General features: G+C 62.8%; 19 protein-coding genes. 3 read left to right on the plus strand and 16 right to left on the minus strand.

What is annotated here, in order from left to right:
• Both C515_RS23540 and C515_RS0109675 read right to left on the minus strand, forming a co-directional pair.
• Nucleotides 1–190 (minus strand): transposase (locus C515_RS23540; protein WP_211234027.1); only part of this gene is annotated, 190 nt, incomplete at its 3' end.
• Between the two features lie 38 nt (nt 191–228).
• Nucleotides 229–609, minus strand: coding sequence for a hypothetical protein (locus C515_RS0109675; RefSeq protein ID WP_028455366.1), 381 nt, complete (start codon nt 607–609; stop codon nt 229–231).
• A 463-nt stretch (nt 610–1072) separates the two neighbouring features.
• Between C515_RS0109675 and C515_RS0109680 the strand changes: the two genes are divergently transcribed.
• The 3 genes from C515_RS0109680 (at nt 1073) to C515_RS0109690 (ending at nt 4302) form a co-directional block, all read left to right on the plus strand.
• Nucleotides 1073–1687: an Ivy family c-type lysozyme inhibitor gene (locus C515_RS0109680; protein WP_028455367.1), complete on the plus strand. Its 615-nt coding sequence runs from the start codon at nt 1073–1075 to the stop codon at nt 1685–1687.
• Between the two features lie 182 nt (nt 1688–1869).
• The gene (locus C515_RS0109685) at nt 1870–3027 is read left to right on the plus strand and encodes a hypothetical protein (RefSeq protein ID WP_028455368.1); all 1158 of its coding nucleotides are present in this window, start codon (nt 1870–1872) and stop codon (nt 3025–3027) included.
• Between the two features lie 84 nt (nt 3028–3111).
• Nucleotides 3112–4302: a tetratricopeptide repeat protein gene (locus C515_RS0109690; RefSeq protein ID WP_028455369.1), complete on the plus strand. Its 1191-nt coding sequence runs from the start codon at nt 3112–3114 to the stop codon at nt 4300–4302.
• Between the two features lie 55 nt (nt 4303–4357).
• Here the strand turns inward: C515_RS0109690 and C515_RS0109695 are convergent, their stop codons facing one another.
• From C515_RS0109695 to C515_RS0109755, 14 genes are all read right to left on the minus strand, one after another.
• Nucleotides 4358–4951, minus strand: a complete 594-nt coding sequence (locus tag C515_RS0109695) for an acetate uptake transporter (RefSeq protein WP_028455370.1) — start codon at nt 4949–4951, stop codon at nt 4358–4360.
• A 128-nt stretch (nt 4952–5079) separates the two neighbouring features.
• Nucleotides 5080–5721 (minus strand): hypothetical protein, encoded by a 642-nt coding sequence (locus tag C515_RS0109700; RefSeq protein ID WP_028455371.1) that lies wholly within the window; start codon nt 5719–5721, stop codon nt 5080–5082.
• The gene (gene recD / locus C515_RS20470; RefSeq protein ID WP_051304822.1) at nt 5718–7700 is read right to left on the minus strand and encodes an exodeoxyribonuclease V subunit alpha; all 1983 of its coding nucleotides are present in this window, start codon (nt 7698–7700) and stop codon (nt 5718–5720) included. The genes C515_RS0109700 and recD overlap by 4 nt, the downstream gene beginning before the upstream one ends.
• Complete coding sequence (locus C515_RS20475) at nt 7694–8149, minus strand: DUF6714 family protein (RefSeq protein WP_043648979.1); 456 nt, start codon at nt 8147–8149, stop codon at nt 7694–7696. The genes recD and C515_RS20475 overlap by 7 nt, the downstream gene beginning before the upstream one ends.
• Nucleotides 8142–11816 carry an exodeoxyribonuclease V subunit beta gene (gene recB / locus C515_RS0109710; protein ID WP_028455372.1) on the minus strand — a complete coding sequence of 1225 codons (3675 nt, stop codon included), beginning with the start codon at nt 11814–11816 and terminating at the stop codon, nt 8142–8144. Before recB ends, C515_RS20475 begins: the two co-directional genes overlap by 8 nt.
• Nucleotides 11817–11929: 113 nt before the next feature.
• Nucleotides 11930–12691: an SMI1/KNR4 family protein gene (locus C515_RS0109715; protein WP_144290417.1), complete on the minus strand. Its 762-nt coding sequence runs from the start codon at nt 12689–12691 to the stop codon at nt 11930–11932.
• 77 nt (nt 12692–12768) lie between these two features.
• The gene (locus C515_RS0109720; RefSeq protein WP_028455374.1) at nt 12769–13293 is read right to left on the minus strand and encodes an REP-associated tyrosine transposase; all 525 of its coding nucleotides are present in this window, start codon (nt 13291–13293) and stop codon (nt 12769–12771) included.
• A gap of 102 nt (nt 13294–13395) precedes the next feature.
• The gene (locus tag C515_RS0109725; RefSeq protein ID WP_028455375.1) at nt 13396–14214 is read right to left on the minus strand and encodes an SDR family oxidoreductase; all 819 of its coding nucleotides are present in this window, start codon (nt 14212–14214) and stop codon (nt 13396–13398) included.
• A gap of 89 nt (nt 14215–14303) precedes the next feature.
• Nucleotides 14304–14486 carry a hypothetical protein gene (locus C515_RS20480; RefSeq protein WP_051304824.1) on the minus strand — a complete coding sequence of 61 codons (183 nt, stop codon included), beginning with the start codon at nt 14484–14486 and terminating at the stop codon, nt 14304–14306.
• Nucleotides 14487–14592: 106 nt separating this feature from the next.
• Nucleotides 14593–15414, minus strand: a complete 822-nt coding sequence (locus C515_RS0109735; RefSeq protein WP_144290418.1) for a hypothetical protein — start codon at nt 15412–15414, stop codon at nt 14593–14595.
• 194 nt (nt 15415–15608) lie between these two features.
• Complete coding sequence (locus tag C515_RS0109740; protein ID WP_028455377.1) at nt 15609–15962, minus strand: hypothetical protein; 354 nt, start codon at nt 15960–15962, stop codon at nt 15609–15611.
• Nucleotides 15963–16270: 308 nt separating this feature from the next.
• Nucleotides 16271–17044 carry a DUF2272 domain-containing protein gene (locus C515_RS0109745; protein WP_211234028.1) on the minus strand — a complete coding sequence of 258 codons (774 nt, stop codon included), beginning with the start codon at nt 17042–17044 and terminating at the stop codon, nt 16271–16273.
• Between the two features lie 82 nt (nt 17045–17126).
• Entirely contained in the window at nt 17127–17669 is a 543-nt protein-coding gene (locus tag C515_RS0109750; RefSeq protein WP_211234029.1) for a M15 family metallopeptidase, read from the minus strand.
• Nucleotides 17666–20239 (minus strand): [protein-PII] uridylyltransferase, encoded by a 2574-nt coding sequence (locus tag C515_RS0109755; RefSeq protein ID WP_028455380.1) that lies wholly within the window; start codon nt 20237–20239, stop codon nt 17666–17668. Before C515_RS0109755 ends, C515_RS0109750 begins: the two co-directional genes overlap by 4 nt.
• Between the last annotated feature and the right edge of the window lie 3 nt (nt 20240–20242).

A 20242-nucleotide genomic window follows, 5' to 3' on the forward strand; every position in this document is an offset into this window, starting at 1 on the left:
TGATGCGGTCGGGATCGCGCGGATCGTGTAGCGCCTTGGCGACGGCCTCTGACAAACCGATGCGGTGATCAGTCTGGCGCAGCAACATCAGTCCGCCATCGGAACTGAGTGCGCCGCCAGTGAAATTGGCCTCGATCTGGCAACGGCCAAGACGGCCAAACGGGAGTTCAGGTGCGGTACACTTTGGCATCGGCGGAGTTGTCTGTGGATCGGTCTGGAAAGCATATCCTATGCGGCTTTAAGCCCTCCGCCGACCCCGAACTCATGAAAAATCCGGGCTAGCGCCTGACGTTGCGCCCAGCCTTGTGCTGCGGCGCAGCTGCTTTGCGCCGGCAGGAAAGCGGCCTGGGCTGGGTTGGCCAACCGTGCTGACCGGCGAAAAATGCCGGTGATGCAGCCCTGGCCATCGGCGACGACAAAAACCCCCAAATAGGCAGCTGCCTGCATGCGCTGGTTTTCCGGCAGCCGCGCCAGATCGGCTGCACCGAAGAGACGCGATGCCCCGCGCAGATGTGGTTGCGCCAGATTTTCCAGAATTGTGTAAGGCACGTTCAGCGCATAGCGCTGGGCATGGGCGGTATCGGTCAGGCGAAAGCGCTGGGTGGACATGATGGGCTCCGTAATCAATGTAGAACGAACGTTCTGAATTATGGCTCTTGCTGGTGCCTTGTAAAGTAGAACGTTCGTTCTGGTGACGCTTGCTGTTGTACAGATGCGACGCAGGGTAGTCGGCTTTGTTTTCCTGGTGGGGTATACAGCCAAAGCCATTTTCCCTAAATGCTCATTGGCATATACATCGCCAGGTATTGAAGCTTCTCACATACACCTCATTTTCCTTGCGAGGGGAACTGCCAGCGATGAGCCCGGTCTGCATGGCAGTGTGCTGACAATGCCGGTATGTGCCGGTGCCGGGCAGGTCATCTTCTGCGCTGGCTGCTAGCCCACACAGATCGGCATCCGCTTTTGCGCAAATCAGGCTCTGGGCACCGGACATGCCACACGGCGCTGCCGGTGAGGGTTGCCTGAGTCTCAGCCACTTCCATCAAACCAACGCTTGCCAAGGAGCATAAGCATGGTCATCAAGCCTTATATGAGATTGTCCGTTCTGGCCCTGGGCGCCAGCTTGCTGGCTGGTTGCGAGCAGGCCGAAGAGCTGAGCAAGCAGGCCGCCTCTGCCGTCGCCGGCCGTGTTGCCGCCGAGGTCAAGCAGCAAACCGACCAGGCCATTGACCAGCTTGCCAGCGAGGTGGATAACCAGCTCGCACCGCTGGGCGTGAGCAGTAGCGCCGTCGCGAGCCAGGTCAAGTCGCAGATCGTGACCCTCAGCCAGGCGCTGAAACCGGATTCGGACTGGGCGATGCTCGCCACACTGACCGGTGCGACGCCGCAGACGCTGGGCCTGCTGACGCCGGTCAGTCCCATCATGCCCGAGCTGCAAAAACTGCTGGGCCAGGATTTGCCGGCTTGGCAGAGCGCCATGCAAAAGGCCGGTCCGCTGCAAGTGCAGGATGGCGTGCTCTATACCCTGGCCAGCGAACCCAAGGGCGACACCGCCTGGCTGCTGATCGATGCACAAAACCGCAAGCTGGAAGCCGGGCTGCGCAGCAAGGGCAAGGAGCAGGTATGGGCCAGCAAGGGCGAGAGCCTGCGCCGCCCGGATGTTCTGGCCCAGGCACTGGCCAAGTAAGCCGCTGCAAGGTGCATGTCGGGCCGCCCAGGGGGAGGGCGGCTCGCTCGTTGCTTGCATTGCCAGTAATGCTTGCTTAGGATTCGGCTCTGATCGACCTGTCACATCCCTTGGCCGGCCCCACTCTTTCTTGTCCCCCCATGCTGCGTACTCTTTGCATTGCCTTGCTGGCTGGTCTTTGCTTGGCCCCATCCCTCGCGCTTGCTGCCAATCTGCCACAGCAGGCGCGTCCCAACCCGGCTCTGCGCGCATCGGGCCTGCATCTGGTCGAGCTGTTGAATGACAACGATATCCAAGCCCTTGACGCCCAGTTTGACTGGCCGGCGCTGACGGAACGGATGATCAGGGGCCTGGTCATCGACAGCCGCAGGCGCGAAGCCCTGCAGAAATTACTCGCGACCATGCGGCCGGACACGCAGCGCGTGTTCGGTGAGCTCCAGGGGCGACTCGAAGCACAGACGGCGGTCGCACGCCTGGTGAAATCCCGGCCGCTGCCAACGGGCAGCCTGCAGATTGTGCGCATCGATTATTTCGCGCAAGCCGAGGCACCGCAGGAAGAGACAATGTTCAGCTATTTCAGCTTCATGCTGGACAAGCACGGGCGCGTGCGTGACTGGGTGGATCATGATCAGGGAGGCTTGGCCAGCGATCAGCTCGGCGAACTGTTTCAGTCGCTGTTGAACAAACGGCACTGGAAAACCATCCTCCTTGGCAGGCCCGTCATGGATGAGCAGGCGTTGCGCGCGCAGCAATCCTTCAGTGCTGCGGTTGCGAAAAGCGATTGGCGCCGGGCTTATGGAGCTCTGCAGGAGCTGCCAGCCGAATACCGGGCGACTCTGGGTTGGGCCGTGCAGCGGGCGCGTTATGCTTCCCGGCTGGATGATGCCACCTTCCGCAGTGCCCTGGCACAGCTGGGGCGCCAGCATGGCAGTAGCCACGACGGTCGCCTATGGCTCTATCACCATTACAGCTTTCAGAAGGATTATCCGCGCATGCTGGCGGTCGTCGAAGCCTTCGAGCGCCACGTGGTCGTGGATGCCGTGACAAGCTACCTGAAATGCATGGTGCATCTGCAAAGCGGTGAGCTTGGGCCGGCCCGCACTGCCTGCGAAAAGAGCATCGTGCTAGAGCCCGATAGCCAATACGGCTGGGATGGCCTGTTTGCACTGGAAAGCCAGCGTCGGGATGCTGCCGCTGTGCTTGCACTGCTGGCGCGCTACGAGCAGCAATTTGCCATGCGCATTACCCCGGATGATTTGCAGGGTGACCCGGCTAACGCCTGGCTGCTTGCTACGCCGGAATTCAAACGCTGGGCGGCGACGCGGAGCAAGGCGCGCTGATCGGCCGCACGCCGTCTGCATTTCTTGCGGCAAATGAAATCTGAGGGCACGATGACGTCCTTCTCCAGATTGGGAGCGACTGTCATGCGTTTGAAAAACGTGCTGGGGGCCACGCTGGCCGCCTTGCTGCTGTGCGGTGTGCCCGCACTCCTGCCTGCCAAGGGGCTGGCGCAGCAGGCCAGTGCCGATGTCCCGGAGCTGGCGGCCCAGGGAAAACGGATAGGCAAGCTGTTGAACGAGCGTGATCGCATGGCCCTGCTGGCGATGATCGATATGCCGGCTCTGGCCGAACGCGTGACCGCCGGGATCCAGCTTGGCGCCAAGGATAAGGCCGATTTTGTTCGCGGCTTTACCAGCCCGGAGGCTGGCCGGCGGATGGTCGATACCAGCATGAACTTGCTGGAGTTGAACCATGGTATCGCCTATCTCGTAAAATCGCGCCCTTTGGGCAAGGGCAGTATCCAGACCCTGCGCATCGATTTTCGCTCCGCCGACGATGAACATGGCGGCTATGAATACATCGACTATTACGTCAACGAACAGGGTCGCGTCTTTGACTGGTACTTGCACAGCCGCAGTGCATTGATCAGCAAGACGATGAGCCGCCTGCTGCTGTCCATGGTCGAACCTGACCAGCTTGGCACGCTGCTGTTCAATCGCAAAACGCTGGAGCTAGGCGCCTTGCAGGCCATGCAGGACATGGGGCGCGCGCTCAATGCCGGCAAGTTTGATGCGGCGTATGCCGCCATGCAGAAGCTGCCTGCCGAATTTCGCGACAGCGTCGAGGGTGCCACGACCATGGCGGCACTGGCGACGCAACTGGATGAAAGCCGGCATAGGCAAAGCCTCGCCAGGCTGGCGCGCCTGCATGGCGACAAGGCCAGCGTGCAATTCATGCTGATCGACCATTATTTCTACCAGAAGGATTACCCGCGCATGCTGGCGGCGATTGCAGCCTTCGAGCAGCGCGTGGTGGAAGACGGCGCAACCAATTATCTGCGCTGCACTGCACAACTGGAGGCCGGGCAGCTGGAAGCCGCCCGCAAGGCCTGCGAGCGCAGCGTGGCGCTGGAGCCGACGGTCAAAAATGGCTGGTATGGCTTGATGACCGTGGAAAGCACGAACAAGGATGCAGCGCGACTCCTGAAGGTGCTGACGCGCTATGAGCAGCAGTTTGCAATGGAATTCGACCCCGACAAGCTGGTGGAGCAGGACTTCTATGCCTGGCTGGCCGGCAAGCCCGAATTCAGGGCCTGGGCGGCCAAGCGGCGCTAAGAAAAACGGTGGCAAGGCCACCGTTTTTTCATGCTTCATGCCAGCCTGACAACGCTCAGTGTGCGCCCTGGCCCAGCGGCAGCACGTCGCGGCCATGCACCTCGTTCATGATCTGGGCGATCGCCGAGTAGAAGGCCGAGCCGCCGCAGAACAGCCCGATCCAGCCGGCCAGCGGTTGCAGTGCCTCGTTGCCGGTGAATTTCTCGACCGCGAGCACGGCGAACAGCAGCACCAGCGAGCCGAAAATGATCTGCGTGGCGCGATTCATGCGCAGCGTGCAGATGAAGAGGCAGGCGGTGAAGAGGCCCCACATCAGCATGTAGCTGCCCATGGCGGCGGCCGAATTCGCATCGCCCACGCCATGCTGGCCCATCAGGATCAACGCCACCAGGCTCAGCCAGAACAGGCCATACGAGGTAAACGCGGCGGTGCCGAAGGTATTGCCCTTTTTCCACTCCATCACGCCGGCGATCACCTGGGCAATGCCGCCGTAGAAGATGCCCATGGCCAGAATCATGCTGGACAGGCCAAACAGGCCGATGTTGTGCAGGTTCAGCAGCATGGTGGTCATGCCAAAACCCAGCAAGCCCAGCGGGGCCGGGTTGGAGGTCTGGTCGCGTACGATGGTTTCCTGCGAGGTCGGGGCCATAGGGTGATTCCTGCCTTGTCGTTTTACTAAAAAGTGGCGGAATTTATACGCAGTTGGCCGGCTTGTCACTTTGCATCGCGTCAAAGAATATGGCCTTCGCACGAAATGTTACCGGGGATTGCCCGAGCTTACTTGGCCTTGCGGGCGCACCCTGGCAAAGGCTGCCAGCGATCTGCCTGCAGGCTGACCGTGTATGCGTGCTCCGGCTGGCTGTGGCAGCGCAGCGTGGCTGCGAGCTTGCCTTGCGGATTCCAGTGCGGGTCACTGAGTTCGGCCAGGCTGCGGCTGCCGGCGCTGATCAGATTCGTCCCCTGCCACAGCGTGCGATTCTTGCGATTGCGCAGCAGCCAGGCTTCGCCATCCAGGCCATTGGGCTGGCGGATGGCCAGAAAACGCTGCCCGTCGGGCTCCAGCAGCACGGTATGGCCTGCGGCAATGCGCCGGCCGCTGGCCGGGTCGAACAGTACGCCACTGGACAGCGATTCGTGTTCCAGTCGAATCAGGTGCAGGCCGCTGGCGGCATCCTGCCCGCAGTAAAACCAGTGCCGGCCGGACCATGGCTCATCGTGCGGCGGCTGGTCGATGAATTGCGCTATGCCCTTGCTCCAGCGTATCAGCAGCATGTGTGGCGCCACGCGGCTGACTTCGGCAGGTGCCTGCTGCAAGGCGCTGCTTTCCTTTTCGGGGCAATTAAGCAAGGGGTTGGCAAGCGCGGGCCAGCTGCACAGTGCAAGCAAGGTAGTGACCAGGAGCGGGAGCGTGCGGGTCATGGCGTTGTCCAGAGTCGGTCTAGTTGCGCGCCCAGCCCGCTGCTGCGCCGCGTCGCCCGTGCAATCAGCTGCGGCAGCAGGGCCAGTTGTGGGCCGGCCAGGGTGAAGCGCGATTTGGCGCGGGTGATGCCGGTGTAGATCAGCTCGCGGGTCAGCACCGGGCTGTCGCGATCGGGCAGCAGCAGGATCGCATGGCCGAATTCCGAGCCCTGCGACTTGTGCACCGTCATCGCCCAGGCCGTGTCGACATTGGCGAGCCGCGCGGGCGACACCAGCCGCACGCCGGTGTCCGAATCCTCCGGAAAGGCCACGCGCAGCACGACGCCATTGCCCTCCGGCGCGGGCAGCGCCACCGTAATGCCGATGTCGCCATTCATCAGGTTCAAGCCGTAATCATTGGCCTGCACCAGCACCGGCCGTCCGGCATACCACTGGTTGTGCGCCTGCGCGGGCAGCTTCAGCAGCCCCGCATCCTGCAGCCAGCCGGCAATGCGGGTGTTCAGCCCGCTCACCCCCCAGGGCCCCTGGCGCAGCGCGCACAGCACGCGGCAGTCGTCAAAACGGAGCAGCAGTGTTTTCAGCCACGCCGCCCACTCGGAAGTCAGTTCACCCGCAGCCCAGCTGGCCGTGGCCGGGGGCTGCGCCAGGGTGAGCAAAAAGGCGCGGTAGCTGGCCGCGGGGGCAGTCAGCAGCCCGGTGAGCTCGCCGGCGCCGGGCGCCAGCGCCAGCTGCGCGATGTCGGCGCCGCCGCCGGCCAGCAGGCGCTGTGCCGTTTCGCAGTCGTTGGCATTCACCGCTGTGGCCAGCTGGCCGATGCCGCTGTCGCTGGCAAAGCGCCGCGATTCGCGCAGCATCACCGTCTGCTGCGCCAGTGGCGAGCCCTGGCCGTGGTAGGGCTGCGGGATGTGCTGGCCGGTGGCTTGCGCCAGCCAGGCGACCGTCGCTGCGGAATACGCACCGGCGCTGGCCTCGCGGCACAGCTCGGCCAGCACCGCGCCGGCTTCGACCGACGCCAGCTGATCCTTGTCGCCCAGCAGGATCAGCCGGGTATTCGGCGCGAGCGCCATGAACAGCGAATGCGCGAGGTCGAGGTCGATCATCGAGGCTTCATCGACGACGACCACATCGGCCGGCAGCGGGTTTTGCGCGTGGTGGCGAAAGCGCCGTGTGCCGGCTTGCGCGCCCAGCAGGCGGTGCAGGGTGGATACCCTGTCGGGGATGTGGCTCTTGACCAGATCACTGGTGGGTAGCTGGGCGATACCTTTGCGAATTGATTCGGAAAGCCGCGCGGCGGCTTTGCCGGTCGGCGCCGCCAGCCGGATCTGCAGCGCGCGGCCGTGGCCTGCCAGGGCATTTTCCTGCAACAGGGCCAGCAGCCGCAGCACCGTCGTCGTCTTGCCGGTACCCGGCCCGCCGGTGATCACCTGCAGCGGCGCGCGCGTGGCCAGCGCCACCGCGAGGCGCTGCCAGTCCGGGTCCTGGGTGTTGCCGGCAAACAGCGTCGCCAGCTGCGGGGCCAGTGTCGCGGGGACGTCGGCAGTACCCGCCGCCAGCCGGCCAGCCACGGCCTGTGCCAAGGCTCGCTCCATGCGCCAGTTGCGCAGCAGATAGAGACGCAAGCCATCGAGCACCAGCGGCGTGGTCCCGCTGCCGTCGCCGACGCATCGGGGTTCGCTCGCCAGCGCGGCGGCCAAGCTGGCCGGTGTCTGGCCGGCAAGCAAGGGGGCGAGCTGCGCGGATGGAGGTTGCGGCGCCTTCTCGGACGAATCGCTCGCGTCATCCGCGCCGGTGAACAGGCTGTCGGGGTCGCTGAACAGGCGCTCCAGCTCCAGACAGACATGCCCGCTGGCCAGCGCGCGGCTGGTCAGCGCGGCGAGCAGCTGCACCAGCGGCCCGGCATTGGCCTCGCTGGCGAGCAGCTGCGTCAGCGCGCGGTCGAGCGGGGCGAGGAAGGTGAGTTGATGGATGGGAATTAGCATGCTGAGTGGTCAGTATTGAAGCCTGCGGAGTTTTTCAAGGAGGCTAGCGCAAGCGGATCGAGCAGCAAACCATCCATTTGCCTGCTCTGTTCAATCAAGAAGGCAATGACGGCATGCTGTTGTTGAGGAGTAAGACGTTGCCACCAGCAGGCATAGCTTGAGCGGCTGGGGTCATTCTTCGGGGGGAGCAATCGGGCAAGCAGCGCATCAACAACATTGCTGCCCGGATCCTCAAGTGCTGCCAGTAATAACGCCGGCAGGTAATAGGCAAATGCCGCAGGGCTAAGAAATACCAGCGAGGTGTAGCGCAGTTCGGCAGCCGCCAGTTCATCCCAGTTGCGACGGGCAAAGAGGGCACCAGTGCCTTCGTCGTCATAGGTGTCGGTCAGCAGGGCTTCTCCGGCCGGAAAGGGCTGCACGGGAAAGGCCGCGAGGATGGCGTCACGCATGAATCACCTCGTGCACAAACAGCCCATCCAGTTCCTCGATCAGCGCGCGCGGTGGTTTGTCGGTGTGCACGCCGTGGCCGGCGCTGGCGTCGTCGGGGTTGAGCCCGCGCAGGAACAGGTAGATCGCGCCGCCAATGTGCGTGTCGTAGTCGTAATCGGCAATGCGCACCTGCAGCAAGCGATGCAGCGCCAGCAGGTAGAGCGTGTACTGCAGCTCGTAGCGGTGCTCGGCAATCGCGTGTTTCAGCGCTGGCGGCGCATAGTCGGCCAGGCTGTCGCCCAGATAGTTCGACTTGTAATCGAGCACGTAATAGCGCCCGGCGTGGCACAGTACCAGATCCATGAAGCCCTTGAGCATGCCCTTGAGCAGGCCAGCCTCCAGCGCGGGCCGCTGAATACCAATGAGTGTATTGGCTGTTACGCTTTTATCCAGTTTGGCTGTGGGGCAATACCCTGCTGGTAGCCAGAATTCCATTTCCGGGCGCAGTTCGCTGCACTCGGCCAGTCGCAGCGGCGGCGCGTCGGGCAGGGCGATGGGGTGCGTGATGAAGCCCAGCAGCCAGTCGCCCAGCCTTTCGCCCCAGTCGGCCATCGCGCGGCGCTGGCAGAATTGCTGCACCTGCAGCCGTGTGCGCTCGCTGCGATCAGCAAGCTCGGCAAAGCCCTCGTTGGCGGCCCATTCCAGCAGCTCGTGCAGGAAGGTGCCGGGCACAGCGCCACGCGGAAATTCGCGCAGCAGCGAGGGAATCTGCGTGCTGGCTGCGGCGGCGCTTTCAGCCAGCAGTTCATCGAGCACCGCGTGCCGGGGGATGTCGGTCGGGTTGAACACGTGCCGAGTCTGTGTGCGTTCGCTGGTCAGCGCGCTGTAGCTGGCGATCCACCAGTCGCGTTCAATGCGGCCACTGAAGCGGCGCACGCTGCCGGGGCTGGTGCTGGGGTTGCCGGCCGCGAGCGGTGCGGCGGGGGCAGGCAGCGGCACGCAGTGCCAGTCGGGGCTGCCCAGCGCGGCAATTGCCTCGCGCACCGCCGTTTCACTGTCGAGCTTGCCGCCCAGCAGGTAGCCGATGGCGCTGCTGGGCAGTCCGGCGGCTTTTCTATGAAGGTACGGCGTCAGCCCTAGCCAGCAGGCTTCGCGCGCGCGCGTTAGCGCCACATAGAGAATGCGCAGTGCTTCCTGTTCTTCGGCGGCCTTGCGCTGTGCCTTGGCAAAGTCGCCGGGCTGGATGTCGACGATGGTCTGGCCGTTGTGGTGGTAGCGCGCCGCGCCCTTGCCGCCCTCGCTGAAGCCGCCCATGCAGGGCAGGAAGACCAGCGGATACTCCAGCCCCTTGGACTTGTGGATGGTGATCACCTGCACCAGCTCGGCATCGCTTTCCAGGCGCAGGATGTGCGCGTCGTTACTTGATTCGCTCGCGCGCTGCTCCTGCAGCCAGCGCAAGAGCGCGTGTTCGCCATCCAGCGTTTCGGCAGCGCTCTGCAGCAGCTCCGCCAGGTGCAGCACATTGGTCAGCATGCGCTCGCCACCGGGCAGCGGCAGCAGCCGCGCCGGCAGCGCGAAATCGGCGATGAGCCGGGTCAGCATCGGCAGCACGCCCTGCGCCTGCCACAGCTGGTGATACAGGCGAAAGCGCTCCAGGTCTTCTTCCCAGGCCAGTTCGTCGCTCTGCACGCGCACGATCTCGGCGTCGTCACGCCCCAGCAGCGGTGTGGCCAGCGCCGCGCGCACCAGCCGTTCGTCCTGCGGCGTGCAGGCGGCCTGCAGCCACAGCTGCACCTGCCAGGTTTCCCCGCTGTCGAAGACCGAGTCACGATCCGACAGGAACACCGAGCCGATGCGCAGTGCTGCAAGGTGCTCGCGCACCACCTGCGCCTCCTTGCGACTGCGCACCAGCACGGCGATGTCGCCGGCGGCGAGCGCCCGGCCCTTGAGGGTCATTCGACCCTCCGCCGCCAGCGTCAGCAGCCGCGCAATCTCGTTGGCGCAGGCGGCGCTCATGTGCTGCCGGTAGTCGTCCTGATTGTCCAGCACCGTGTCGCCGACCCAGCACTGCATGGCGGGCAGCGGCGCACCGTCGAGCAGCAATTCACCCGCGCGGCCGGTATGGCCCACGGGGCTGAAGGGCAGGGCATTGGCTTCGTCCTTGCCGCAGGCAAAGGCGCCGGAATCCTGTTGCTCTCCAAATGCAAACAGCGCATTCACCGCCGCGATCATCGCCGCGCTTGAGCGGTAATTGGTGCCCAGCATCCACGGCACGCCGCCGGCCTCGCGCCGCGCGCGCAGGTAGGTGTGGATGTCGCCGCCGCGGAAGGCGTAAATCGCCTGTTTCGGATCGCCAATCATCACGAAACCAAGCCCCGTAGGAGCGAGCTTGCTCGCGATATCCGCCTGTTCGCGAGCAAGCTCGCTCCCACATAAAGGCGCATACACCCGCCGGAAAATCGCGTACTGGATAGGGTCGGTATCCTGGAATTCGTCGATGAAGGCCACGGGGAATTGCTGGCGGATCAGCTGCGCCAGCTCATCGCCGCCGTCGGCATGCAGCGCGTCGTAAAGCTTCAGCAGCAGGTCGTCAAAGCCCAGCCGGGCGCGCTGCGCCTTGGCGCGTGCGATATGCGCGCGCACCCAGTCGGCGGCGTGCGCGTAGAGCTGCGGCAGCGGGATGGCGGGCTTGTTGCTCAGATGCCCGGCCAGCGCATCCAGCACGGCAAAGGCTTTGTGCTCGGGTGCCGCCTGGCCCTTGTTCAGCTTGAAGCCGTTGGCGCTGTACTTCTGCACCAGTTTGTCCGGCAGCGCCTGCGTGCCGGCCGCCCACTGTGCCAGTGCCGCCAGATCGGCATCCAGATTTGCCAGCTTGTACGATGCGCCATTCAGTCGCTTGCCCTCGATGGCGCTGGTCAGTGCATGAACGATGCCCGCTGCGTCGTCCTGCCAGTGCTGCTGCCAGGCGGCGCGCGCGGTGCTTTCCAGTGCCGGCAGCTGGCCTTGCCAGTCCTGCAGCTCGGCCAGCGGCGGGGCGTCAGGCGTCAGCGTGCTGCCGTTGGCCTGCCACACCGTCTGCGGGGGCGTGCGCAGCAGATCACCCAGTTTCTTCAGGAAATCATCTGGCGTGCCGGTTTTTTCGCCAAGCAGCGTCAGCAGCAGACCCGCAGGTAGCGGGTAGAAAAACTGCCGCCAGAAATCGCGCACCGCCGTCGCCTGCAGCTCGCTCTCGTCCTGATCCAGCTCCAGTTCCAGCAGGCTGTTCGCGGCAAAGGCGTGCTCGCGCAGCATGCGGTAGCACCAGCTGTGGATGGTCGACACCGCCGCCTCGTCCATCCAGTCGGCCGCCAGCTCAAGCCGCGATACGTAGTCAGGGTATTGCTCTGCAGGCAATGATTGCAAAAGGCTACAGAGGAATACATCGCGTTCGTCTGCTTGCTTGTTGCGAAATGCCGCCGCCGCATCACGCAATCGCGCGCGGATGCGCTCGGCCAGTTCCTTGGTCGCCGCATCGGTAAACGTCACCACCAGCACCTCGGGCGGCAGCCGCGCCTCGCAGCCGTGGCCCAGCACCAGGCGCACATACAGCGCGGCAATCGTGTACGTCTTCCCCGTGCCGGCGCTGGCCTCGATCAGGTTCATGCCGGAAAGCGGGAAGGAAAGCAGATCAAGCGGGCGAGGGGTCATGGGCGGAGTGTCGCAAGGGGCACAAACTCTCGTCGAGATTTGTGCCCTAGAAATCGGTTCAGAAGTGGACGGCTTAGTTGTTCTCTGATGGGGTTCGCTTTGTTCAAGCCGGTCTAAGCGCCAGCTTCTTCGATGATTTGCTGATAACGCCGATTGAAAATAGCGATGTCGCGGAGCTGTTTCGTTGACAGAAAAGGAGTGGGTATTTGTTCAAAGTATTTTTTTGCAAGCTGCATGATGTGCTTATTGGCTTTGCCATACTGTGGGTCGCCTTTGTGGCGGAATAAATCCATTCCCCAGGCAAAGAGTTGCTCAAACGATGGATCGGGATTGAGTTGGCGGTGCTCCGCTTCAATGTTAAGTGCCAATTCTTGATCAATGCCGTCAAGCTCTTGCGTAGTGCGAATATAAAATTCTTCGTCTGGCGTAAAGCCATTTGATTGAAGATTTTGCAGCAGGTCTGCAAATAGGTTGTCGATATTTTCGAACAAAACTGAGAATTCGTGCAGCTCAATGTCGATGTTGCCGATGAGCCCTGTTTCAAGATCAATAACAGTCGCGGAGTCCATCTGTTCAATGTAGGCCACAATCGGAACGTAGCAGTCTTTTATCCAGTCAAGGTCGTATTGTTCCTTTGTGTCAAGAAGGATTTTTTGTGCTCTCAAAGCATCTTCAAACGAGAGCCAGTTCCCATCCTCTTGGAAAAGAAAGTCGGAATTTCCTTTCTGACCATTGAAGTGACGATAGTATTCACGAAGATTGTCCGGCCATGAGGCAGGGGTGTCAGATGTTCCGCAATTTAACGAATCATGGACTTTGCAGGCGTTGATTTTTAGCCATTCTGCAATTTCTTCGATTATATGAGTTTTAGACATGAAAATATCAGATCCTAGCTCGCAGCTCGTAGGTTGGGTTGAGCGCAGCGAAGCCCAACATGGCTCCCGCGCGGCTGTCATTCGCCAAATTCACCATCCATCTCCCCGCCATGCTCCCAATCTTCCGGCAAGATGCCCGCAGGGATATAGCGGTGGATTGATGAATGTGGCCAGGCGCTGGCTGTGCTGACCTGACCATGTTTTACCGGATTGTGGTGGGTGTAGTCGATGTGGCGATTCAGGTCGTTGGCGTCGTGCAACTGCTGTTCCCAATAGCGCCGCAGCCAGATGCCGCGCTCGCGTTTGCTCTGGCGTGATGCGCCGATGCGCTCGCCACGGGCGATCGGGCGGGAAAACGGCGATTTGATCAGTGCCCAGCGCAGCGGGCAATCCCGGTCGCCTTCGGGTAACGTCCAGATGCAGTGCAGGTGCTCGGGCAGCACAACCATCGCGTCAATCATGAACGGGTGGCGCTGGCGAACCAGCCGGACAGCCTGTCGCAATACGGCTATGTGTTCGACGAGCAGGGCGCTGCGCCGGTCGGCGAGCGCCGCCGTGAAGAAATGCGACGCGCCGGCGGTTTGCAAGCGGCGGTAGGGCATGGTGGCATGGGTGTTCCTTCTGGCTGATTTGGCGCGGAAATGTTGGGTTTCGCTGCGCTCAACCCAACCCACAGGGCATGGCCGGAAACGGACAGTAAGTTGTCAAGTCTCTGAAGCAGTCTTCGGAGTAGCGACAGTCCCGGCCAGGATGCCACCATCGATGTTCAGTTCCGATCCATTCATGTAGGCCGCCTCGTCAGAAGCGAGCATAACGGCCACAGCCGCTACTTCCTCCGGACGGCCGAAGCGTCGCATCGGGCAGTCCTGCACGAATTCGCGCATCCTGATTTCACGTTCGGGCCCTTCCCCGAGCATTGGCTCCCACATGGGAGTCAGGATGGCCGCCGGGTGAATCGAGTTGCAACGGATTGGCAAACCCTGTTCGGCGCAGTATAGCGCCACGGTTTTGGTGTGGTTGCGCACGGCCGCTTTCGATGACGCATAAGCCGCCGCTGCAGGAATGCCGACCAGGCCGGAACGGGAGGAAATATTGATGATCGCCCCGACGCTCGCCGAACGGCGCATGGCCTGAATGGCCTGCTTGCAGCCAAGGAAGACGCCGTCGAGGTTAGTACGATGCACTGCATGCCAATCCATTAGTGAGGCATGCTCCGGATCATGCACAAAACAACCCTCCTCGAAGCCCGTAATACCCGCGTTATTGACGAGCACGTTCAAGACGGCACATTCCTCGATAATCTGCGCCATGACAGACTGCCATTGACCTTCGTCTCGCACGTCGAGGTGAAGATAGCGCGCCTGTTCGCCGAGGCTGGCGGCCATTTCCTGACCCAGGGCATCATCAATGTCGGTCAGATAGACAAAAGCGCCGTTCTCGACAAAGGCGGTGGCAATTGCAGACCCGATTCCGCGCGCTGCACCGGTGACCAAGGCGGTCTTGCCCTCGAGTCGTTTCATCATGTTGTTCCTCATGGAGACTTAGCGTTTTGGCTCGTAGCTCGTAGCTAGGGTTGAGCGCAGCGAAGCCCAACATGGCTCCCGCGCGGCTGTCATTCGCCAAATTCACCATCCGTCTCCCCGTCATGCTCCCAATCTTCCGGCAAGATGCCCGCACGGATATAGCGGTGGATTGACGAGTGCGGCCAGGCGCTGGCTGTGCTGACCAGACCATGTTTTACCGGATTGTGGTGGATGTAGTCGATGTGGCGATTCAGGTCGTTGGCGTCGTGCAACTGCTGTTCCCAATAGCGCCGCAGCCAGATGCCGCGCTCGCGTTTGCTCTGGCGCGGAAATGTTGGGCTTCGCTGCGCTCAACCCAAGCTGCGTGTTGCCGCCTGTTTATTGACGGGCTTCCCGCAGTGCTTCCTGGTGCGATTGGCTATTCAACAAACGCCAGCCTGCGCTTTCTGCATCGAGGGTGAGGGTAGCAGGCCCGTCCTTGTTGCGTTGTTGGTTGAAGGTGATTAGCCATACCTTGTCAGCGCGTGTTATTTCATGGCGCTGCCAGTCAGTGGAGTAGCCGTCCATATCGGCAATATGCCACTTCGCGTGGCAGAGCGCCGCCTCTTTGGTGGTGACCGGCGGCGGTGGGCAGCCGTTGTGGGTGAGCAGATACTGGTCGAAGGCGGCGCGGCCTTCGATGCGGTGCTCTGGTGCCATTACCAGATTACCCTTGCTGTCCATCAGTCCGCATTGCCCACCCTTGCGCAGCCTGATTTCACCTTGTTTTTCCTCGGTGAATGGGCCATTGCATACTTTGAAATGTCCGTGTGCATGGTAGGCAAGCCAGTCAAAGCCGGGGCGCAGCACGATATCCAGCTTTTCGTTGATCAGCACCATCTTGTTCTCGACCAGGCCGCTGGCCAAGCCTTTTTCGAAATAATCACACCCGTTGTCGAAAACGACCGTTCGCTGTGACCGTCCGCTTTTATGGAGGTAAAACGCGCCTTGGGGGGAAAGGATGCAGGCCAGTCCCTTCTTGTCATAAGCGATATTTCCGGCATGCTGCTTCCCGATTCTGAAGCGGTCCCCTTCGATCACACCACAGTCCGTGAACTGATCCAGGCTTCCTCCATCCCTTTTACTGGGATAAAGGCATGATTCTTCGGCGTAAGCGGCGGCAGAAAAAAGCAGGAATGCCAGAGCAAGCACCTCTTTCATTGGAACATGTCCTTGGATTGAATTCCCGTAATGGCTTGTGATGGGACAGTGGCGGATATCATCAATCCGCAGCGCCGCAGTCCGCCGCTGGCGTATCGGCGCCTTGCCAGCCATCCCATCACCCGCTCGTCGCTTGGCTTGAGCATAACGAAGCCCGACATGGTTCCCGGGCGAATGGCATTTGCCAAATGCCATCAGGCCGGAAAGTGTCGCTTCACCAGCCACTTGGCCAGCGCGAACAGGCCAAATACCGCGCAGAAGGACAGCAGCGCATCAATCCAGCCTGGCATGCCGGCGTCGCCGGGCGCGACGCGGCCGGTATGCATATGGTATTGCCGCTGTTGCGCGCGCTCGACATAGCCCAGCGAGGCAAAATCCATCGCCAGCGTGGGCAGGCGCAGCTCGGGCAGCTCCTCCATCCCGGCGGTGATCGACACCCGCTCTCCCGCTGTGGATGCGAGCCGGCTGGCGAAGCCGATGACGACGTTGGCGATCAGCAGGAAAAAGGCGAACAGCAGTGCGCTGAGCAGTTTTTGTTTCTGGGTCATGGCGATGTCCGGTTTGGGAAGGAAGAGGGCTGCGGAAAACGGTGCAGTTTTACCTGATCGCCGGGTGGCTGGTCTACAAATTTGGCAAGCATTTTGTCAGGGTGTGGCGGGCTTGGCGGGATTGATTGCCGGGAAGCCGTTTGCTGCAGCAGCGCTGGCTGCCTTGGCAAGATGCGCGTTGTCACAGGATGGACTGCCGAGTTGGCGATCTGATCAGGTGGATTTATTGGGTATATGACTGTTACCAATTGAATGAAATGGCTACAGCTCATTACATTGATGGGTATGTGCTGTCGGCGAAACAAAGACTACCAATCCAGCCGGTTTTCGATGATCAGAAACCAGCTGCGCCGGCGGCTGGCCTCCAGATAGCCATCCGGGCTCAGTGTCAGGGTGGTTCTGGAGACGGAGTTGCGTACATTGCCGCCGATGGCGTGGATGCTGCGCCCATCGCGCGCGACGACGAGGTCGCAGTGCAGCGCGCCGCCAGGCATGGCGGGCAGTGGCGTGCCCGCTGCGAATGGTGGCGCCGGCGCGCCGGCAGCGCAGACCAGGTCGCCCGGCTTCGGGCTGTATTCGGCGATGCTGCGGGGTTTTAGCACGCTGGCCGCATTGCCGCGCCCGGCCAGCAGGTGGTTGAGGTAAACCCGGTGTGCGGCGCTGGGCGGAAACAGCCAGGCGGGCAGGCCGGCATTTTGCATGACCCAGCTCATAAAGGCCGCTGACCACGGCTCGCGGCAGTCGTCGCCATCCAGCGCCGGTCTGCCGACCGCCCGCCAGTAGCGGTTAACGCGCGCGCTGTAGGCCGGGCCGTCGTCTTCCCATGCGCCGACATTCGGCATGCTCATCGCTTCGCCGTCGATGACGACGGTTTGCCGGCCAAAGAACTCCCATTCAGCCTGCGCCAGCGCGATCATGCGCGCAGGCCAGCCGCCGGTGACGGGGGGCTCGGGAACGGCCTGTGCAACAGCCTCCTCCGCGACCTTCGGCGCAGGTGGTTCGGGCTGCGTACTGACTGGCAGCGGGGCGGCGGATGGCGTCGCGCAGCCGGCAAGCAGCAGGACAACAAGCAGTGATTTCATGGTGCGCATCCCGGTTGGCCGGTTTTCAGCATAGCTGGAACATGCTGGAATCCGATCCTGCGGCGGCGCGAGTCCTGCCGTTTCAGGACTGGTGGCACCAGTGCCAGGGTTCGAACATCACGCCCCAGCGGTTGTCGGGCGGAAAGGACATGACGAAGCCGAATTCGCCGGCGCGCGCCGTCAGCCAGGCAAAGGCCGGCGTGTCGGCGAATTGCGGCTCAAGTACCGGCATGCCGTCGTCGGTAGCCAGGTCGATGGCGCGGCCGGTGTGGTGCTCGCTGCAGCCCGGCAGCGCCGATGCCCTGAGGATGTCGGCGAGCGTCTGGCCGGCAGCGAGTTTGCGCGCGATCAGTCCGGCCTGGTAGCGGTAGCTGCGAAATGCCGAGATCAGCTCCAGCGTCACGCCGTCGGCCGCGGCGGCGGCCTGCATCGCCAGCCAGGCATCGCGCGTGGCCGGGGTGAGCAGCGGGATGCGCTGCCAGCGGTCGGGCGGCAGCTCGACGAGCTCGGTCGCTTCCCGGTAGACGGGCAGGCCAAGCGATGCCGGCAGCTGTGGGTCCAGGTCGAGCTCGGCATAGCAGCACAGCAGTTCCGCGCTCATCACCGTTGCCGGGTTCGCGCTCATTGTGGCTGCAGCGCCTGCAGCAGTTCGGTTTCCAGTTGCTGCACGGCGCGTTCATCGTTCAACAGCGGGCCGGAAATGAGGAAATTGTCCTCGGCGCGTTCGCCCAGCGTCATGATCTTGGCACTCTGGATGGCGATGCGGCGCGCGGCCAAGATGCGCGTAATCGTCGACAGCAGCCCTGGCCGGTCGCCGGCGGCAATCGCCAGCACGAAATACTTGCCGCGCTCGTCCTGGCGGATCAGCACATGCGGCTGCACCGGGAAATGCTTCTGCTGGCGCGACACACGCGCCTTTTGGGGCGCAGGCAGCGGTGCGGCCCTGGCGATGCTGGCGGCCAGTTCGAATTCGACGTAGTTGATCAGGTCGCGGTAATTGGTATTGCGGCTGTCGGCGATGAACACATAGAAGCTGTCGAGCGCGTGGCCGTTGTGCGTCGTGTGGATGTGCGCGTCAAAGATGCTGTAGCCGGCGCGCTCGAAAAAGCTGCAGATGCGCGCGAAGAGATCGGGCTGATCCGGCGTGTAGACCAGTACCTGCAGGCCTTCGCCCGATTCCGACAGCTTGGCGCGCACGATGGGTTCGGGGGCGTTGACCCGGCTGAACAGCTGGCGGGTGTGCCAGGCGATTTCGCGCGCATCGTGGCGCAGGAAGTACACGGTGTCGAGCTCGTTCCAGAAATCCTGGTGGGCATCCTGGCGCAGGCCGTAGAGCTGCAGCAGACGCAAGGCTTCCTGCTGGCGCTCGGCAACCCAGGAGTGGCCCGTGAGGTTCTGGCTGGCCAGCAGTTTCAGCGTGGCGCGGTAGAGGTCTTCGAGCAGCTTGGCCTTCCAGGCATTCCAGACCTTGGGGCTGGTACCGCGTATGTCGGCGACGGTAAGCAGGTATAGGGCGTTGAGCCTTCGCGGTGTCTGGACCAGCGCGGCAAACTCCTCCACCGTATCGGGGTCGTAGACGTCCTGTTTCTGCGCGACGGAGGACATGGTCAGATGGTGCTCGACCAGCCAGACCACCAGGTCACGGTCTTCGGGCGCCAGCGGTTGCGCATCCACCCAGCGCCGCGCAATGTCGCGGCCCAGTTGCGAATGATCACCGCCGCGCCCCTTGCCGATGTCGTGGAAGAGCGCGGCAAGGTAGAGCACCTCGGGGTGCTCGCATTCCTCGATCAGCCGCGAGCACAGCGGGTATTCGTGCGTGAAGGCCGGCACCGCAAAGCGGCGCAGGTTGCGCAGCACCATCAGCGTGTGTTCGTCGACCGTATAGACGTGAAATAAATCATGTTGCATGCGCCCGACGATATGGCCGAATTCGGGAATGTAGCGGCCGAGCACGCCGTACTGGTTCATGCGGCGCAGCACGCGCGTCAGCCCGCGCGGCTCGCGGAAGATGTCGATGAAATGCTGCTTGTTGAGCGGATCGGCGCGAAAGGCGTCGTCGATCAACAGACGGGCGTGCCACAGCGCACGCAGCGTGGCCGGCGCAATGTCGGCCACTTCGCGTTCGCGCTCGTAGAGCAGGAAAAGTTCGAGAATCGCCGCCGGCACGCGCTCGAAGACGTCGGGCGCGGTGATTTCCAGCAGGTTGCCGCGGCGCTGGAAGCGCTCGTTGATGGCGACGGGTGCACCGTCGAGCTGGCTGACGATGCGCGCGCGCAAGGCCTGCAGCAGCAAGGGGGTGAGCTGGGTGACCACGCGCGCGGCGAGGTAGTAATCGGCCATCAGCGCCTCGCTGGCGCGCAGCGTGATCTTGCCGTGCGTCACCGTGTCGGCAAAGCCGAACTGGCTGGCAAGCTGGTGCTGGTAATCAAACAGGATGCGGTCTTCGCGCCGCCTGGCCAGCCAGTGCAGTGCGATGCGATAGCTGCGCAGCACCGTTTCGGCGCGGCTGAGCTTCTGGATTTCTTCAGCGGTGAGCATGCCCAGCTCGGCCAGCGCGTGCCAGTCGCGGCCCAGGCGCTGGCTGGCGGCAATCCAGCCGATCAGGTGCAGATCGCGCAAGCCGCCCGGCGCTTCCTTCAGATTGGGTTCCAGCTTGTAGGTGGCGTTCTGGAACTTGCCATAGCGCGCCTGCTGCTCGAGCAGCTTGGCGTCGAAGAATTCCTTGGGATCAATGTGGCGATACACCGTCTCCTGGAAGGCGGCAAAGCGTCCGGCATCGCCGCACAGAAGGCGCGCTTCCAGCAGCGCCGTCTGCACGGTAATGTCCTTCTCGCTCTCGCTGAGGCAGTCGGCCATGGTGCGCACCGAATGGCCGACTTCCAGCCCCGTGTCCCACAGCTCGCCGACCAGCACTTCCAGCTTTTCCAGTAGCGCCGGCGCGGGCTGGTCGGGCAGCAGGATCAGGAGGTCGATGTCGGAATGCGGAAACAGCTCACCGCGGCCGTAGCCGCCCACGGCCACCAGCAGCAGTTCGGCCGGAAACTCATAGCGCCCCCACAGTTCGCCCAGGATGCGGTCGGTCAGCGCGGTCAGCTGCGCGGGCAGTGCCAGCAGCGTTTGCGGCTGGTCCAGCGCCGCGCGCAAGGCAGCCTTGCTCTGGACGTAGTCATCGCGCAGGGCGGAAACGGAGCGCATGAT

The sequence above is a fragment of the Chitinilyticum litopenaei DSM 21440 genome (genome assembly GCF_000428145.1).
Classification (GTDB): domain Bacteria; phylum Pseudomonadota; class Gammaproteobacteria; order Burkholderiales; family Chitinibacteraceae; genus Chitinilyticum; species Chitinilyticum litopenaei.

Coding starts and splice junctions, on each gene's coding strand:
- C515_RS0109750 (WP_211234029.1), bottom strand. CDS start 17,669: ATGAGCGCGAACCCGGCAACGGTGATGAGCGCGGAACTGCTGTGCTGC.
- C515_RS0109715 (WP_144290417.1), bottom strand. CDS start 12,691: ATGTCTAAAACTCATATAATCGAAGAAATTGCAGAATGGCTAAAAATC.
- C515_RS0109740 (WP_028455377.1), bottom strand. CDS start 15,962: ATGACCCAGAAACAAAAACTGCTCAGCGCACTGCTGTTCGCCTTTTTC.
- C515_RS0109720 (WP_028455374.1), bottom strand. CDS start 13,293: ATGCCCTACCGCCGCTTGCAAACCGCCGGCGCGTCGCATTTCTTCACG.
- C515_RS0109675 (WP_028455366.1), bottom strand. CDS start 609: ATGTCCACCCAGCGCTTTCGCCTGACCGATACCGCCCATGCCCAGCGC.
- C515_RS0109700 (WP_028455371.1), bottom strand. CDS start 5,721: ATGACCCGCACGCTCCCGCTCCTGGTCACTACCTTGCTTGCACTGTGC.
- C515_RS0109680 (WP_028455367.1), top strand. CDS start 1,073: ATGGTCATCAAGCCTTATATGAGATTGTCCGTTCTGGCCCTGGGCGCC.
- recD (WP_051304822.1), bottom strand. CDS start 7,700: ATGCTAATTCCCATCCATCAACTCACCTTCCTCGCCCCGCTCGACCGC.
- recB (WP_028455372.1), bottom strand. CDS start 11,816: ATGACCCCTCGCCCGCTTGATCTGCTTTCCTTCCCGCTTTCCGGCATG.
- C515_RS0109690 (WP_028455369.1), top strand. CDS start 3,112: ATGCGTTTGAAAAACGTGCTGGGGGCCACGCTGGCCGCCTTGCTGCTG.
- C515_RS0109725 (WP_028455375.1), bottom strand. CDS start 14,214: ATGATGAAACGACTCGAGGGCAAGACCGCCTTGGTCACCGGTGCAGCG.
- C515_RS20475 (WP_043648979.1), bottom strand. CDS start 8,149: ATGCGTGACGCCATCCTCGCGGCCTTTCCCGTGCAGCCCTTTCCGGCC.
- C515_RS0109735 (WP_144290418.1), bottom strand. CDS start 15,414: ATGAAAGAGGTGCTTGCTCTGGCATTCCTGCTTTTTTCTGCCGCCGCT.
- C515_RS0109745 (WP_211234028.1), bottom strand. CDS start 17,044: ATGAAATCACTGCTTGTTGTCCTGCTGCTTGCCGGCTGCGCGACGCCA.
- C515_RS0109695 (WP_028455370.1), bottom strand. CDS start 4,951: ATGGCCCCGACCTCGCAGGAAACCATCGTACGCGACCAGACCTCCAAC.
- C515_RS0109755 (WP_028455380.1), bottom strand. CDS start 20,239: ATGCGCTCCGTTTCCGCCCTGCGCGATGACTACGTCCAGAGCAAGGCT.